This is a genomic window from Comamonas sp. B21-038 (assembly GCF_022387135.1).
GTDB lineage: Bacteria > Pseudomonadota > Gammaproteobacteria > Burkholderiales > Burkholderiaceae_C > Comamonas > Comamonas sediminis.
The window spans coordinates 560,584-576,660 of the sequence record NZ_CP092462.1 but is presented as its reverse complement, the minus strand read 5'-3'; the positions used below and the strand labels follow the sequence as shown (position 1 = coordinate 576,660).

Genomic DNA, 16,077 nt, shown 5'->3' with positions numbered 1-16,077 from the left:
GGGCCAGTGCCGGCACCGGCACGGGGGCAGAGGCGGTTGCGGGCGGCACTGGCGCGTCGTCGCGCCACCAGCCCAGCGCCGGCGCCACATACTGCGCGGTCAGCGCGATCGAGCGCAGGATGTCGGCATGCGGCGGGTCGATCGAATGCACTTGGAAGGAGATGTCGGTCACCCGCGCCAGCGCGGTATCGGCACGCAGCGAGGCAATCACCTCATCGGGCGTACCCACATGCACGTCGTAGGCGGCCAGCAGCTGCGCCAGCGGAGCATCCGGCCCCCATTGGCTGGCCGGGCCGCCCGGATTCGCAGCGGCGGCACGCGCCAGGCTGCGGCGCAGGCCCACATCGGCCAGCTGCAACGCACGCTGGCGGTCTTCGGCCACAAACAGGGTGCGCGACCCCAGGATGCGCGGCGCCGTGCCAGCCGGCAACGCCGCCAGGTAGGTGTCGATCAAGGGGTTCTGGATGTCGGCCAGGCTGGCATCCGGCGCCTCGGCGCTGCGCGGCTGGGTGCGCGACAGCATCAGCCCATCACCGGCCAGGCCGGCGCGCTCGGCCCCGGCGGCGGAGAACGTGGCCTGCCAGATGCGCGGCAACAGCTGCGGCCCGGCAGGGTAGAGGCGATCACCGCCAGGCAATGGCAGCCCCGCCCAGGCATTGCGCAACACCGCCAGGTGCTGCGCATAGATGCGGGCGCGGTCGTCGCTGCGCAGGCCAAAGGCGGTAAAGGATTCGGGCGTGCCACCGGTGCCCACGCCAAACTCCAGGCGGCCACCGGACAGCAGATCCAGCACCACCGCGTCTTCGGCGACCCGGATCGGGTTCTCCATCGGCAGGGTCACGATGCCCGTGCCCAGGCGGATGCGCTGCGTGCGCGCCGCCACATGGCTCAGGAACACCAGCGGCGCAGGCAGGCCGCCTTCGGCTTCATGAAAGTGGTGCTGCGCCACCCAGGCCGTGTCAAAGCCATGGGCCTCGGCATGCTGGATCTGCTCGGTCACCAGGCGGTAGCGCTCGGCAGCGCTGGCCTGGTCCAGCAGGCGGCTGAAAAAGCCCAGGCGTTTTCTAGGCGGCGAGTGCAGGAATGGGCTCTGGTTCATGGTGGTGTTTTTGTCCGGGAATGGCAGCGATCAGCTCGCGCGTATAGGCACTGCCGGGGCGCGAGAACACCTCGTCCACCGGCCCGGCATCGACCTGGCGGCCGCCCTGCAGCACCGAGACGGTATCGGCAATCTGGCGTACCACGGCCAGGTCGTGCGAGATGAAGAGATAGGTCAGCTGCAACTCGCGCTGCAGCTGGTCGAGCAGTGCCAGAATCTGCGCCTGCACGGTCACATCGAGGGCCGACACGGCCTCGTCCAGCACCAGCACACGCGGCTGCAGGATCAGCGCCCGGGCAATGGCCACCCGCTGGCGCTGGCCGCCCGAGAGCGCGCGCGGGCGGCGCGTCAGTACTGCCGGCGGCAGGCCCACGCGGGCCAGCATGTCATGCACGCGGCGCTCGCGCTCGGCCGGCGCCAGGCGCTCAAAGTTCAGCAGCGGCTCTTCGATGATCGCGTAGATGCTCTGGCGCGGATCGAGCGAGCTGAACGGATTCTGGTAGACCAGCTGCACCGTTTTGCGGAACTGGCGCAGCGCCTCGCCGCGCAGCGATGTCACATCGACGCCTTCGACCGTGATGCGGCCCGCCGTCGGTTTGCCAAAGCCCACCACGTCGCGGATGGTCGTGGTCTTGCCCGAGCCGGACTCGCCCACGATCGCATGCGTGCTGCCCCGAGGCACTTCGAACGAGATGCCATCGACCGCGCGGAACAGGCCGCGCTGGCCCGCCACTGCAAAGTCATGCACCAGGCCCTGCACCACAATCGCTGGCTCTGCCACCACCGTCCGTGGCGCCCGCGCCCGCGCCGTACCCAGCGATGGCGCATCGGCCAGCAGCTGGCGCGTGTAGCGGCTTTGCGGGTTGCGCAGCACATCGGCCGTGGGCCCCTGCTCCTGGATGCGGCCGGCCTGCAGGACGACCAGACGGTTGGCGCGGTCGGCAGCCACGCCCAGGTCATGCGTCACCAGCAGCACGGCGGTGCCAAACTCGCGGCGCAGGTCGTCAATCAGATCCAGAATGCGGCGCTGCACCGTCACATCGAGCGCGCTGGTGGGCTCATCGGCAATGATCAGTGCAGGCTGCAGTGCAATCGCGATGGCGATCAGCACGCGCTGCTTCATACCGCCCGAGAGCTCATGCGGAAACTGGCGTGCGCGCAGCTCGGGCTGCGAAAGCCCCACTTTTTGCAGCAGCTCCAGCACACGCTGGGCAATCTGCTTTTTGTCGCGCCAGCCGTGCAGGCGCAGCATCTCGCCGACCTGGTCACCCACGGTGCGCACCGGGTTCAGCGAGGTGGTCGGATCCTGCGGAATCAGGCTCACCACCTTGCCGCGCAGTGCCTCCAGCTGGCGCTGCGACCAGCCCGCCACGTCGGTGCCGTTGATGCGGATGCTGCCGCCCTGTACCCGGCCGTTGTCGGCCAGCAGGCCAATGATGGATTGCGCGGTCGTCGTCTTGCCCGAGCCGGACTCGCCCACCAGGGCCAGCACCTCGCCGGCGGCAATGGAGAACGAGACCTCGTGCACGGTGCGCTGCTCGGCCTGGCCGTCGTGGTAGGCGATCGACAGGTTCTCGACCTGCAAGACGGGAATGGCGGCCTCGGTCATGCGCGCCTCCGGGTCAGATCGGCACTGATATGGTTGGCCGCCAGCACCACCGCTGCCACCAGCAGGCCGGGCGCGGCGGTCAGCCACCAGGCGGTGGAGATGTAGTTGCGGCCTTCGGCAATCAGCAGGCCCCATTCGGGCGTCGGCGGCGGCGCACCATAGCCGAGAAAGCCCAACGTCGAGATCGCCAGAATGGCCGAGCCAAACTGCAGTGCCGCCAGCGCGATCACCGAGGTCAGCGAATTGGGCAGCACATGGCGCCAGAGCACGGCCGCAAAGCGCCCGCCACTGCCCAGTGCCGCTTCCACATAGTCAGAGCGGCGCACCCGCACCACTTCCGAGCGCACCAGGCGCGCAAAGCTAGCGACCGAGACAATCCCCACCGCCAGCGCCGCATTCACGGTGCCAAAGCCCAGGATGATGATCACCGACAGCGACAGCAGCAACGAGGGCACCGACAGCAGCACGTCGACGAGGCGCATTACCGCGTCTTCCACCCAGCCGCCTGCTGCGCCGGCAACCAGGCCCAGCAAGGTGCCCAGTACCAGGCCGACGCTCACCGCCACAAAGGCGCCGCTGAGCGAATGGACGGCGCCGTAGACCAGGCGCGCATAGCTGTCACGGCCCAGCGCGTCCGTCCCCAGCCAGTGGGCGGCGCTGGGCGCCTGCAGCTGCTGGCCGGCCGTGCCCAGCACCGGGTTGTAGCTGGTGAACCAGCCCGGCGCAATGGCCCACAGCGCCACCAGCGCCAGCACGCCCCAGGCCAGCAGCAGGCCCAGCGGTGCGGCACGCAGGCGTTGCAGGGCCTTGGCAAAGAGGGCAGGCAGGCCTGGCGCAGCCAGCCGCTGCTGCGGCGCCTGCACCGCAGCGCTGTCCGTGGCTCGGGCCCCGGTCAGCAGGCCCGGCTCGGCGGCCAGGGCGCCCAGCCCGGCGGTGGAAGAAGTGCTTGCAGACATGGTCAAACTCCCAAACGGTTGCGCAAACGCGGGTCGAACAGCGGGTAGAGCAGGTCCACCGCAAGGTTGATCAGCACAAAGGCGGTGGCCGAGATGACCACGACCGCCTGCAGCACGGCGCTGTCCTGGTTGCCGACGGCTTGCTGCGTGAGGCTGCCCAGACCGTTGAGCCCAAAGACGGCCTCGGTCACCACGGCGCCGCCCAGCAGCTCGCCAAACAGCACGCCGGCCATCGTCAGCATCGGCAGCGCGGCATTGCCTGCCACATGGCGCAGCAGCAGCCACAGGCGCGGCGCGCCCTTGGCACGTGCCACGGCCACAAAGGGCTGGGTCAGCACCTCGTCCACATTGCGCAACAGGATCTGCGCCAGCGGCGCGGCAATCGGTATCGCCAAGGTCAGCGTCGGCAGCACCAGGCCTTGCCATTTGCCGGGGTTGATCACGGGGATCCAGCCCAGGCGGAACGACACCAGCTGGATCAGCACAATGCCCAGCCAGAACACCGGCACTGAGACAAACACCGACGGCAGCGCATAGAGCGCGCCGCGCAGCCAGCGCCACGGTGCCAGCTGGGCCAGCAGCGCCAGCACCAGAGCCAGCACAACGGCCAGCGCAAAGCCCAGGCCGGCCAGCCGCAAGGTGGGCGGCAGGCTGGTGGCCAGCCCGTGGCTGACCGGCACGCCGGCCTGCAGCGAGTAGCCAAAGTTGCCGCTGACAAAGCCGGTCAGGCTGTGCCAGTACTGCTGCCACACGGGCTGGTCTGCGCCATAGGCGGCGCGGATATCAGCCACCTCCTGCGGGCCCAGGCCCAGCTCGGGGCTGAGGAACTTGATCAGCAGCGCATCGCCCGGCAGCAGCTGCAGCAGCACGAAGGACGCGGTGAACGCCGCCCACAGCACCAGCAGCGCCTGGGCACTGCGCCGGGCCAGATAGGGATAGAAGGACATCGGGGTGCTCCTTGACGCTCAGCAGGGCTGCGCCTCAGCGCTTGGCCAGCCAGGTGCTGTAAAAGCTCGGGCGCCCTACGGCCTCAAACCCCACTTCGCGCACCCAGGGTGCAGCGGCGAAGGCCTGCGGCTCTTCAAAAATGGGGATCACATATGCCTGGTCGATCAGGTAGTTCTGCACCTCGGCGGTCAGCGCCAGGCGCTTCTGGGCGTCCGTCTGCGCGGCAATCGCTTCCAGCAAACCGTTGAGCTGCGGATCGACAAAGCCCTTGACCTTCTGGCTGACGCCGCCTTGCTGCAGCAGCACGTTGCGGTTGGTCGGGTAGTAGTTGCTCTTGATCACATCGGGATCGGCGCGGCCGACCATGCCGGGGGCGACTGGCGTCTTCTCCGGGTCGAGGTTGTCGACAATGCGCACGCCAGCATCACCGCTGAGCACCTGCAGCTTGACCCCTACCTTGGCCCACTGCTGGGCCACCAGTTGCAGGGTTTCCTTGTTCTGCGGCTGGGGCAGCGAGTCATAGGCAGCCAGCGCCAGCGCGCGGCCGTCCTTTTGGCGGATGCCGTCCGGCCCCGGTGTCCAGCCTGCGCTCTCCAGCAGCTGCTGCGCCTTTTGCGGGTCATAGGCCAGCTTGCTGGCCAGGTTGACATAGCCCAGCGCGCTGGACGCAATCACCGAGGTGGCCTGCGGGTAGTTGTGCGAGAACAGCGTCTGCACGACCTCCTGGGTATTGGTGGCATGCAGCAGCGCCTGGCGCACCTTCAGATCGGCGACCAGCGCGTTGTCGGGCCGGAAAACAATGCTGTTGTTCACCCCCCGCGTGGATGGCGCATAGATGACGAACTTCTGCTCCTCCACCCGCTTTTCGTCATAGGCCTGCACCTGGCGGATCACACCAGCCTGGCCCGACAGCAGCGCGCCAATGCGCACGCTGTCCTCCGGGGTGACGATAAAGCGCACTTCATCCAGGCGCGCGCGGCCCTGGTGCGCCAGCTGCGCCGGGCCCCAGTTGTAGTCCTTGCGGGCCGACAGCACCAGCTCCTTGCCCAGGGTCTCGCTGGCCACCACAAAAGGGCCCGAGCCGATGATCTTGGTGGCATCGCCCAGCTCATCAAACGGGCGCTCCAGGGTCTGCAAAGCCACCAGGCCCGAGCCGATCACCGAGGTACCTTGGAGAAAGCCCGGAGACGGCTTGCTGAAGTAGAACTTCACCGTCAGCGGGCCCAGCACCTCACTGCGCTCGTAGTTGTTGATGACTTCGGACACCGGCAGCTTGAGTGCCTTGTTGCCGCGCCCGTAGGTGTCAAAGTTCTTGGCCACGGCTGCGGCATCCAGCGGCGTGCCATCGGAGAAAGTCACGCCCGGGCGCAGCTCGAATGTGAACTCGGTGGCGCTGTCGTTGATGGTCCAGCTCTTGGCAATCCAGGGCTGGATCTCCAGCGTCTTGGGGTCCTGGTAGGTGAGCTTGTCGGTGATCTGGTTGAGCACGCCGCCATTGGGGTAGAAGCCACCGGCTGGCGGGTAGAGATTGGTATGCGCCTGCTGCTCCAGGTACACGAGGGCGCCGCCGTTGGCCGGACCCGTGTCGGCCTTGGCCTCGGCCACACTCTCGTTCTTGGAGCAGGCCGACAGCAGCCCGCCCAGCGCCAGCACTGCCGCGCTCCATACCGCCAGTTTTTTGAATTTATTCGCTTTCAACACCACGCACCACCCTCGCTAGCCACGGGCAACCTTGCCTGCACCGGCACGCCAACCTCGGCTGCCGGGCAGCGGCACCCTTGCAGAAAGTGCCGCCATCTGGGTGTGTCATGCTAGGCATTCGGCGGCCGGCGAGAAGGTATTTTTCAGAGCATCGATATGCGCAAACCAAGGAAGCAAGCGGCCGCCAGGCCTGGCGCCGCATAGAGGGTTTGCGTATAAGCACATGCGCAGCAGCCGCATATGCACATGCGATCTGCGCAGTTCACGGATGGGGCATGCGTGCCAACAATGGCCTGAGAACGTGTTTTCGTTCGTAGGCACGCATCACCTCCCGCCGATGCAGCACATTTCCCAATGACTCCATGAGTGCAAGCCCTGCTACCTTGAATGACTACCTGGCTGAAAAGCGCGGCGCCGTATTGGCGCGCGATGCCCAGATCGATGCCGGCACCGCCCAGGCCACGGCGCTGCGCGCCAACGTGAGCGCCGAAGGGCGCAGCGGCGTGCGCCGCATCCGTATCCGCGAGCACCAGGTCATCAGCGACAGCCCGCCGAGCTTTGCCGGCTACAACCTGGGCCCCAGCTCGCCCGAGCTGCAGCTGGGTGTGCTGGGCAGCTGCGTCACCCATATCTTTCTGATCCAGGCCGCCGCCCAACAGGTGCCGCTGACCAGCCTGGACGTGGAGGTGAGCGGCGTGATCGACCCGCGCGCCGGCAAGCCCGGCCACGAGACCACGCCCATCTGGCCACACGACATTGCCTACACCGTGCATATCGATTCGCCCGCGCCGCGTGCCGACATCGATGCGCTGTTTGCCGCCGTGGAGCGGACCTGCCCGATCCTGAACCTGCTGCGCCAGCCGCAGACCATCCGCGCGAGCGTCGAGCACAGCAATTCGCTGGCCCAGACGCACAAGCAGGCGGCCTGACCCCCGTCCCTCCCTCCTTTTTTTACGGAACTATCCCATGGCACTGACACTTGACCATATCGTGATCGCGGTCCACGACCTCGACAAAACCATTGACGACTACGCTGCACTGGGCTTTACCGTCGTGCGCGGCGGCGAACACCCCGGCCGCCCCACCCACAATGCGCTGGTGGTGTTTGAGGATGGCGCCTATTTCGAGCTGATCGCCTGGCGCAGCCCGGCACCGCAAGACCGCTGGTGGCAGCTGCTGGACCAGCATGGCGAAGGCATCATCGACTTTGCGCTGCTGCCCCCCAGCACCGCCGAGGTGATTGCTGCGGCCAAGGCGCGCGGCCTGGACCTGCAAGGCCCGCTGGATGGCGGCTGGCTGCGCCCCGATGGCGAACGCCTGCAATGGCAGACCGGCCGCCCGCACACGCATGACCTGCCCTTCCTCTGCGGGGATATCACGCCGCGCAAGCTGCGCGTACCTGAGGGCGAAGTGCGCCAGCATGCCAACGGTGCCACCGGTGTGGCACGCCTGACGGTGGCCGTCAGCGATCTGCTGCAAAGCCTGGAGCGCTACCGCGCGCTGCTGGGCGACAAGGCCCACATCCACGCCGCCGACGGCGGCAACAGCGCCACCATTGCATTGGGCAACAGCGTGCTGGAGCTGACGCAGACGGCGCCGCAGTTGCAAAGCAAGGGCGAAGGCCCGTTGGCGATTGTGCTCCAGGGGGCTGGTACCTGGGACCAGGCCTCGGCCAAGCTCTCGCATGGTGCGCCGATTGCGTTTGTGAAGGCGGAGCTGACGAGCAAGGCCGACAGCAGCCTGGCCACCGCTTAGGCTTTCTGGGCCGGCCAGGCCTCAGTACACATCCCGGCGGTAGCGCCCGGCCAGCGCCAACGCATCCACCGCGGGGGCGCCCAGCACCTGGCGCAGCACCGCATCGACGCCTTGCGCCATGCCCTGCTGGCTGCCGCAGACATAGATCGCAGCGCCGCGCGCGACCCAGCCCTGCAGCCGCTGCGCCTGGCGCTCCAGCAGCTGCTGCACATAGCAAGGGTCGGTCGCATCGCGGGACCAGGCACGGTCCAGACGCTCCAGCTGACCAGCGGCCAGCCATTGCTGCAGTTGCGCATCCAGCAGCGCATCCTGGTCAGGATGGCGCTCGCCAAATACCAGCCATTGGTCCGAACGGCCTTTGGCCACGCGGGCGCGGATATGGCTGCACAGGCCCGCCAAGCCGGTGCCATTGCCGATCAGCAGCAAAGGGCGCTCGGCGTTGTCACCCAATCTAAAACCGCTGTGCGCACGCAGCCGCATCGGCAGCACATCGCCCACAGCCATGCCCTCGCACAACCAGCCCGATGCCAGGCCCGGTGTGCCATCGGCACGCGTGCTTTGGCGCACCAGCAATTGCAGCTGGCCGTCCTCGGGCACCGACGCAATCGAGTAATCCCGGCTGCGCTGCGGATCGGCGGGCACCGCCAGCGATACCAGGTCGCCTGATTCCCAGCGCGGCAAGGCGCCGGACTGCGGCTGCCAGTCGAGCAGGTATACCGGGCCGCCCTGGCTGCCGGGGTTGAGCAACTGGCGGCGGCGCAGCACCCAGGGCTGGGCGGCTTGCGGCTGGCGCCAGCCCTCGCCGGCCTGGCCGGTCAGTGTCTGCAGCAACTCGGCCGTCTGGCCCTGCCAGGCCATCAGGCTGGCCTCATCGCCGTTGTCCATGCACAGCACATCGGCCTTGGCGCCCTGCTGTTGCAGCCACTGCTGCACGCGCAGACCAAAGGCGCAGAAGGCCGCGTATTCGCTGTCGCCCAGCGCCAGCACCTGGGCACTGTGCCCGGGCAGCGGCTGCGCCTGCTCCAGCACCTGGCGCACAAATGGCAGCGCATCGTCGGGCGCATCGCCCTCTCCGGTGGTCGACAGCAGCCACAGGCTCTGCGTGCAGGCCTGCAAGTCGGCCAGCCGCAGCGCCTGCACCGGCCGCAGCTGCACCGCGCAGCCGCCCGCATGCAGCACCCGCGCGGTCTCATGCGCCAGGGCCTCGGCCCTGCCGGTCTGGCTGGCATAGGCCACCAGCACCGGCGCGCCCTGCTGGCTGCCCGCTTGCAGCGCGAGCTGCTCCTGGCGCTCAGCCCGGCGCTGGCGCCACAAACGCCCTGCAATGCCGGCACACAACAGCGCATACCCCGCCACCAGGCCTGCTGCGCCTGCCAACCGCGCAGGGCTTGCTATCCAATCAATCATGGCTTCATGCTGCCTGCAAAACGCTGTTCCCAGGCCGGCGTGCTGCGGCGCAGGCCTTGCGGCTGCCCGGCATCGGGATGGGTGTGGAACACCGCCGCTACCTGGTGCTGCAGCGCAAACCGCCAACCGTCCTCGGGCCCCAGCACCGTGAGTACGGTGGCCAGCGCATCGGCATGCATGCATTCGCGGTGGTAGACGGTGACGCTGGTCAGCGCGTGGGCCACGGGCTGGCCGCTGCGCGGGTCCAGGCTGTGTGAAAAACGCTTGCCACCGTGCATGAACACATGCCAGTGGTCGCCCGAGCTGGCCAGCGCGCCATCGCCCAGCGACACCACGAGCGGCTCATCGCCGGCAACACCTGCCACCGCTACCCGCCAAGGCTGGCCGCCGGGTTTCTGGCCCCAGGCCCGGATCTCTCCGCCAATCTCCAACAGCGCATGCGGCCAGCCGGCCGCGCGCAGGCGCTCGGCGACCCAGTCCACCGCATAGCCCTTGGCGATGCCGCTCAGATCCAGCTGCAGGCCACCGGGCTGCAGCAAACGCCGCCGCTGCGGCTGCCACTGCAGGCGCTGGTGGCCGCAGACCTGCAGCGCACGGTCGATATCGGCCTGCGCAGGTGGCTGGCCGCTGTGGGGCGCCTGCGGGTTTGCACGCGGGCCAAAGCCCCAGAGCGACACCAGCGCGCCCACCGTCGGGTCATAGGCGCCATCGCAGGCGCGGGCCCAGTGGAGGGCCGCATCCAGCACCTGTGCCAGCTCGGGTGGCAGCACGTGCCAGCTGCCTGCATCGGCGGCGTTGAAGCGCGAGACGCAGGAGTCCGCCTCCCAGTTGCTCATCTGCGCGATGACGGCATCCAGCGTTTGCTGCACCAGTGCCTGTACAGGCGCCAGCGGGGCGTAGTCCGGGTTGGCCAGGCGCAGTGACCAGGTGGTGCCCATCGTCACGCCCTGCAGGCTGTGCAGGCTGCCGTCCTGCGCAGCGTGCATCGCTGGCGCCTTCCAGGCGGGGGATGCAAAGGAGCCGCCGGCCAGCGCAGGGCCTGCCGGGGCCGGCTGGCTTTCTCTCCGCGCCTGGGTCTGGGGGATTTGCCAGATGCCGGCGCCATAGTGGATGCGCGGCGCCGTGCTCACAGCGGCTCCGCGATCAGTCTGGCGTGGGTGCGTTCTGCCGTCACAGCCTGCGGTGCATCAAGGCAGCACTTCCAGGGTGGCGACATAGGCCAGGCGGCGTTCCTTGGCGATGGGGTTCGAGGTCTTCTCGTCCTTGACGTCGGCATCCAGCCAGTACATGCCAGCGGTGGGGAACTTGACCTTGACCTGGCCCTGGGCATCGGTCTTGAGCTTGATCTCGTTGACGGCATCGCGGTAGCGCTTGCCGTCGGGCACCAGCACCACTTCAACGTCGGCAGCAGGCTTGCCATCGACGTGGAAGGCAAAGGTGGCTTCTTCGCCCGCCACCAGGTCATTGGGGTGGGTAACGGGCACCAGCTCCAGACCCTTGCCGCTCAAGCGCAGCGGGCTGGGCTTGCCCATGGTCACAAAAGTCTCGATGCGGCTGATGCTTTCTGCCACGCGCACTTCCTTGGCATCGGCGGGGATCTGCTTGGCGATCTCTTCGGCGCTGCCGCGCAGGCGCTTCATCTGGCCGGCGGCATCCTTGTAGGAGCCCATGACGCCGCTGTTGACGATGGCCAGCTGGTAGGTGCCGGCTTGCTCGGGCTTGAGGTCAAAGACGCTGCGCAGCTCGCCCTTGTGGGCATTCTTGGGCTCCACCGTGCTGCCATCGGGCGCCGTGATCACCAGCTTGTCCAGGCCCAGCGGGCGGTGGTTGAAGAAAAACATGTCATTGGACACGGCGGCATCGACCGTGACCCAGTCCGCCTTGGACAGCACGGTGCTCGAAGGCTTCATCCAGACGCTGTGGGCCTGGGCGCCAATGGCGGCAAAGCTCAGCGCCAGCGCGGCGGCAATACGGGTGGCAGAAAACATGGTGACTCTCCTCAAAAATAGGGGTGTGTGGGATCAGGGCTTGAGTTCGAGCTTGATCTCGCCCAGCTCCGTCTTGCCCTGGGCAGACAGGCTGGTGGCCTGCTTGGCGGGCCATTCAAACGGAATGCTCACCAGCTCGCGGCCACCGACTTCGCGTGCGGCCTCGATCTGCAGCTTGTACTGGCCCGGCTCCAACTTGGGCAGCGGGTTGCTGCCTTCGGAGAACGACAGTGCATGCGTGCCTGCCGGCTTGGTGGGCTGGGTCACGCCATCGATGGGCACACTCAACTCGCGGCCACTGCGGCGCCACCACTGGCGCATGTCCTTGAGCCATTTCGCGCCTTCGGCATCGCGCTTTTTCAGCTCATACCAGACCGACAGATTGGCGGCCACGCTGCCGTCGGCGCGCTCCAGCCAGACGGCGACATAGGGGCGGTGGTATTCGGCCACCTCCAGACGTGGCAGCTCAACGCCGACATTCAGCCCACCGGCGACGGCCGGCAGCCCGGCCACCGCCGTCAAGGCCACGGTGAAACGCGAAACAGTGCTAGTCATGTGTTCTCCTCGGAATAAAAAGACGGTGGCCGCGCGCTCAGTGCACCAGCAGCAGCGCGAGCAGCGCAGGGACCAGCAGGCCCAGGCCCACCATGGGCCAGGTCATCGGGCGGCGGCCGGCGTGCATCTGCAGAATGAACAGACCGGTGATGCAGAACACCAGGCAGGCGCCGGCAAAGATATCGATGAACCAGGTCCAGGCCAGGCCCGCATGGCGGCCCTTGTGCAAATCGTTGAAGTAGGAGATCCAGCCCCGGTCGGTCGATTCATGCTCGGCCTGCCCGTCGCTCAGCGCAACGCGCACCCAGGCATCGCCGCCGGGCCGGGGCATCGCCACATAGACCTCGTCGTCATTCCATTCCACCGCACGCTGGCGCGTGTCGGCACCCAGCTCCGTGCGCAGCCAGCGCTGCACATCGTCCGGCAGCGCCTGGGCTGCGTCTGCGGCCTCCTTGTGGCTTGCGGCTGCCTGCTGCAGGCCTTGCAGCAGCGGCGCGGGCAAGGTTGCTTCGCGCAGCACCACGGCGGGCTTGGCCTCAATCTGGCCGGCATGGTTGAGCGTGAAGCCCGTCACCGCAAACAGCAGCATGCCCACCAGGCAGATGGCGGAGCTGACCCAGTGCCATTCATGCAAGGTTTTGAGCCAGTAGGCCCGCTGCGAAGAGGAAGACGCGTTGGCTTTCATGCGGAGGCAAGCAGGTGGAGGGCTCCGGAACGGGAGGCGGGACCGGGCAGGTGGAAAGCAGCGATTTTAAGGAAAATAAATGCTAATGACTCTCATTTTCAAATAATTTACCAGCGGAGACATGGGCAGAGCTTGGATCGCAGGCCTCAGGTCTCCGCCCACATGCGCAACAGGTTGTGGTAATGGCCGGTGAGGGAGACGGTGTCTTCCGTTTCGCCCAGCTGGCTGCGCAGCCGCTGAATGCTCTGGTCCAGCTCAAACAGCATCGCGCGCCGGGCATCGTCCCGCACCAGGCTCTGGGTCCAGAAGAAGGAGCTGACCCGCTCGCCCCGGGTCACCGGCTCGACCCGGTGCAGGCTGGACGAGGGGTAGAGGATCAGGTCGCCCGCAGGCAGTTTCACCTCGTGCATGCCATAGGTATCGACCACCACCAGCTCGCCACCGTCATAGTCCTCGGGGTCGGACAGGAACAAGGTCGACGACACATCGGTGCGCAGCCACTGGGCCACGCCCGCCTCGCGCCGCGCAGCGCCGTCCACATGCAGGCCATAGGTTTCTGATTCGGCATAGCGGTTGAACAGCGGCGCCATCGTGCGGGCCGGCAGTGCGGCCTGGAAAAACAGCGTATTGGCCGCCAGCGCACGCTGGATGATGCGGCCCTGCTCCAGCGCCACGGGTGAGGTCTCGGGCAGTTGGCGGTTGCGCTTGACCTGTGCGCCCTGGCTGCCAACGGTGGCACGGCCGTCTATCCAGTCGGCCGCATCGATGGCCGCGCGCATGGCGGCGACCTCGTCGCGCGTGAGTACATTGGGAATGTGCAGCATCATCGCTTGATCTCCTCCATGAAAAAAAGCCCCGGCAGACGCGGGGCTGGCTTCCAACCAAGGATTAGAAACTAAAGTTCGCCGTCACGCGCGCCGAGCGTGGAATGCCGGGGAAGTAGCGGTAGCCGCTCTTGTTGATGGCCGCCACATAGCGCTTGTTGAACAGGTTGTAGACATTCAGCTGGATATCCACGTTCTTGTTGATGCGGTAGCTGGCCAGTGCGTCAAACACCCAGTAGGACTCGGTGAAGTTGGGCGTGCCCACGGCGCCATCGGTGCCGCGCTTGAGGCCGCTGGCGTAGCGCGCGCCGCCGCCCACCGCCAGGCCCGAGGAGAACTGGTAGCTGCTCCACAGCGACAGCGCGTTCTTGGGCGTGTACGTCAGCCCGCTGGAGCCGTCCTGCGCCACGTTGGCGCCCGTGTCCACCTTGGTGTTCTGGATGGTGTAGCCCGCAGTCACCCCCCAGGCGGGGGTGATCTGGCCGGTGGCGCCCAGCTCCAGGCCTTGCACCGTCTTCTTGCCGGTCTGGCTGATGGTGCCGTCCGAGTCGGTCACGATTTCGTTGGTGATTTCGGTACGAAACAGCGCACCCGTCAGCAGCATCCGCTTGTCCATCAGCTCCCACTTGGTGCCCACTTCGGCCGTCTTGGCCTTTTGCGGTGCCATGTTGGGGTTGCCAGCATTGTTGGCTGCCGCAGACAGCGCAAAGTTGCTGCCGCCCGGTGGTTGCTGCGACAGCGCATAGTTCACGTAGACGCTGCCGTTGGGTGCCGGCTTGTACAGCAGACCGGCCTTCCAGCTCACCAGATTGCCCGAGGCCTGCAAGCCATCCGAGGTCGTGGGCACCACGGTGCCAGCCGGGTTGGTGCCGCAAGGCTGGGTGGTGGATGTCGCCGTACAGACGGCCATCGCGTTGTACTTGGTCTTGTAGTGGTCCCAGCGCAGGCCCATGTTGGCCTGCCACTGGTCATTGAACTGCAAGGTGTCAAAGGCATACAGCGCGACGGTATCGGTCGTGCCCTTGCTGTCTGCACCGTTGCGGGCATAGCTCGGCAGCGACACGCTGGAGTCCGGGTGGTAGATGCTGACCGTGGGCACCACGCCCGTCGTCGCCAGGCCGTAGTTGGTCTGCTCTTCGCGCGTCAGTTCCAGGCCAGTGCTCAGACTGTGCTTGATGGAGCCGGTCGCAAAGGCGGTGGTCAAATTGGTCTGGTTGGTCAGGATGCGGTTGACCTGGTCCTTGGTATTGATGTTGCGCGACATCGTCCAGGTGGAAGGGTCGGCCGGATTGGGCGTCAGCAAGGAGCCTGGCGTCCAGGCGCCGGTGGTGGCGTTCTGCGAATAGCCGGTAGCCATGAAGGCCGACAGCAGGTAGTTCTGCTTGGTCTGTCCCCAGCGTGTGGTGTTGCGCACCGTGGTGCCGGGCGCAATGTCGTGCTCCAGGCGCAAGGTGGCCATGTCGGCGGTCACATCGTCGTGGTCCGAGGCCGTGCCATAGAAATTGCTCGAATCCACGCGCGATGCGCTGTTCAGAAAGCTGCGGTAGCCGGGGTAGTTGCTGCGGTCGGGCGCACTGTAGCCGGGCAGGCCCAGGGTCAGCACACCGCCATCGGGCACATTGCTTTGCTTGACATGCAGCAGGTTCAGGAACACGCGCGTGTCGGTGTTCAGACCAAAGGCAAACGACGGCGCCAGGCCCCAGCGGTCGTTCTTGACCTGGTCGCGGCCGGCCACACCGGCATCCTGCACCATGGCATTGAGGCGGAATGCGGTGCCGTTGTCGTGGCTCAGGCTGCGGTTCAGGTCGATGGTCGTGCGCTTGTAGCTGCCACTGCCAAAGCCCAGCGAGCCGCCAAAGCTGTCGGTCATGTTGGGCTGCTTGGTAACCATGTTGATTGCGCCGGTGGGCGCGCTGCGGCCGTAATCGGTGCCGGCGGGGCCCTTGGTCACTTCCACCTGGTCGGTGTTGAACACATCGCGCGACAGCGCGCCCACATCGCGCACACCGTCCACATAGATGCTGCTGGACGTGTCAAAGCCGCGCATGTAGATGGCGTCGCCCGTGCTGGTGTTGCCGTTCTCGCCCGCGTAGAAAGTGCCCACACCGGGCACATTGCGCAGTGCTTCGGTCAAGGTGGTGGCGCCCTGCTCCTTCATCACCTGCTCCTTGACCACGGAGATCGTCTGCGTGGTGTTGACCAGGGGCTGGGTGAACTTGGGCGAGGACAGCTGGCTGGGCTCATAGCCGGTTTCGCGCGGTGCCTCCACCGTCACTTCTTTCAGCGTGACCGTCGGTGCGGGTGCGTTCTGCGCCAAAGCCGGCATGCCCAGTACCGCGATGGCAGTCGCTGCCACCAGGCCGGCCTTGGGGGCGGGAGCGGCAGCACCATGTTTGCGACTTTTGATATAGGTTTGTTGTGTCATAAACGAGGAAAGCAGAGTAAAGAAAACGCTTGCAGATTCATCGACTTGGAGGGCAAAAAACCGTCCAAACCGCAGAGCATGAGCAAGCGCTAACTCGCAATGATAACGATTCTCGTTATTAATTT

The 16,077-nt window shown here is 66.7% G+C and carries 13 protein-coding genes and 1 pseudogene; 2 read left to right on the top strand and 12 right to left on the bottom strand.

The features are described 5' to 3' along the window. Positions 1–22: 22 nt before the first annotated feature. From MJ205_RS02610 to MJ205_RS02590, 5 genes and pseudogenes are all read right to left on the bottom strand, one after another. Positions 23–1,099: pseudogene (locus MJ205_RS02610) on the bottom strand (putative FMN-dependent luciferase-like monooxygenase); the annotation flags it as partial. Further along, on the bottom strand, positions 1,065–2,708 hold the full coding sequence (locus MJ205_RS02605; RefSeq protein ID WP_239811052.1) for a dipeptide ABC transporter ATP-binding protein: 1,644 nt from the start codon (positions 2,706–2,708) through the stop codon (positions 1,065–1,067). The gene MJ205_RS02605 and the pseudogene MJ205_RS02610, both read right to left, overlap by 35 nt. Then, positions 2,705–3,664 carry an ABC transporter permease gene (locus MJ205_RS02600; RefSeq protein WP_409450100.1) on the bottom strand — a complete coding sequence of 320 codons (960 nt, stop codon included), beginning with the start codon at positions 3,662–3,664 and terminating at the stop codon, positions 2,705–2,707. Before MJ205_RS02600 ends, MJ205_RS02605 begins: the two co-directional genes overlap by 4 nt. Positions 3,665–3,666: 2 nt before the next feature. Beyond that, the gene (locus MJ205_RS02595) at positions 3,667–4,611 is read right to left on the bottom strand and encodes an ABC transporter permease (RefSeq protein WP_239811050.1); all 945 of its coding nucleotides are present in this window, start codon (positions 4,609–4,611) and stop codon (positions 3,667–3,669) included. Between the two features lie 34 nt (positions 4,612–4,645). Continuing rightward, entirely contained in the window at positions 4,646–6,310 is a 1,665-nt protein-coding gene (locus MJ205_RS02590) for a TIGR04028 family ABC transporter substrate-binding protein (protein ID WP_373448800.1), read from the bottom strand. A 365-nt stretch (positions 6,311–6,675) separates the two neighbouring features. Here MJ205_RS02590 and MJ205_RS02585 point away from each other — a divergent pair, with 365 nt between their 5' ends. Both MJ205_RS02585 and MJ205_RS02580 read left to right on the top strand, forming a co-directional pair. Then, on the top strand, positions 6,676–7,242 hold the full coding sequence (locus MJ205_RS02585) for an OsmC family protein (RefSeq protein WP_239811048.1): 567 nt from the start codon (positions 6,676–6,678) through the stop codon (positions 7,240–7,242). 37 nt (positions 7,243–7,279) lie between these two features. Then, positions 7,280–8,068 carry a VOC family protein gene (locus MJ205_RS02580; RefSeq protein ID WP_239811047.1) on the top strand — a complete coding sequence of 263 codons (789 nt, stop codon included), beginning with the start codon at positions 7,280–7,282 and terminating at the stop codon, positions 8,066–8,068. 21 nt (positions 8,069–8,089) lie between these two features. Here MJ205_RS02580 and MJ205_RS02575 read toward each other — a convergent pair whose 3' ends face one another. The 7 genes from MJ205_RS02575 to MJ205_RS02545 all read right to left on the bottom strand — a co-directional run bounded on the left by MJ205_RS02575 (position 8,090) and on the right by MJ205_RS02545 (position 15,952). Beyond that, positions 8,090–9,475: a sulfite reductase subunit alpha gene (locus tag MJ205_RS02575; protein WP_239811046.1), complete on the bottom strand. Its 1,386-nt coding sequence runs from the start codon at positions 9,473–9,475 to the stop codon at positions 8,090–8,092. Next, positions 9,472–10,605 (bottom strand): FAD:protein FMN transferase, encoded by a 1,134-nt coding sequence (locus tag MJ205_RS02570; protein ID WP_239811045.1) that lies wholly within the window; start codon positions 10,603–10,605, stop codon positions 9,472–9,474. Before MJ205_RS02570 ends, MJ205_RS02575 begins: the two co-directional genes overlap by 4 nt. A 57-nt stretch (positions 10,606–10,662) precedes the next feature. Continuing rightward, on the bottom strand, positions 10,663–11,463 hold the full coding sequence (locus tag MJ205_RS02565; RefSeq protein ID WP_239811044.1) for a DUF4198 domain-containing protein: 801 nt from the start codon (positions 11,461–11,463) through the stop codon (positions 10,663–10,665). A 33-nt stretch (positions 11,464–11,496) separates the two neighbouring features. Continuing rightward, positions 11,497–12,018 carry a DUF2271 domain-containing protein gene (locus MJ205_RS02560; protein WP_239811043.1) on the bottom strand — a complete coding sequence of 174 codons (522 nt, stop codon included), beginning with the start codon at positions 12,016–12,018 and terminating at the stop codon, positions 11,497–11,499. 37 nt (positions 12,019–12,055) lie between these two features. Next, positions 12,056–12,703: a PepSY-associated TM helix domain-containing protein gene (locus MJ205_RS02555; protein WP_239811042.1), complete on the bottom strand. Its 648-nt coding sequence runs from the start codon at positions 12,701–12,703 to the stop codon at positions 12,056–12,058. 146 nt (positions 12,704–12,849) lie between these two features. After that, on the bottom strand, positions 12,850–13,530 hold the full coding sequence (locus MJ205_RS02550; protein WP_239811041.1) for a Fe2+-dependent dioxygenase: 681 nt from the start codon (positions 13,528–13,530) through the stop codon (positions 12,850–12,852). 61 nt (positions 13,531–13,591) lie between these two features. Continuing rightward, positions 13,592–15,952, bottom strand: a complete 2,361-nt coding sequence (locus MJ205_RS02545) for a catecholate siderophore receptor Fiu (protein WP_239811040.1) — start codon at positions 15,950–15,952, stop codon at positions 13,592–13,594. Positions 15,953–16,077 lie beyond the last annotated feature (125 nt).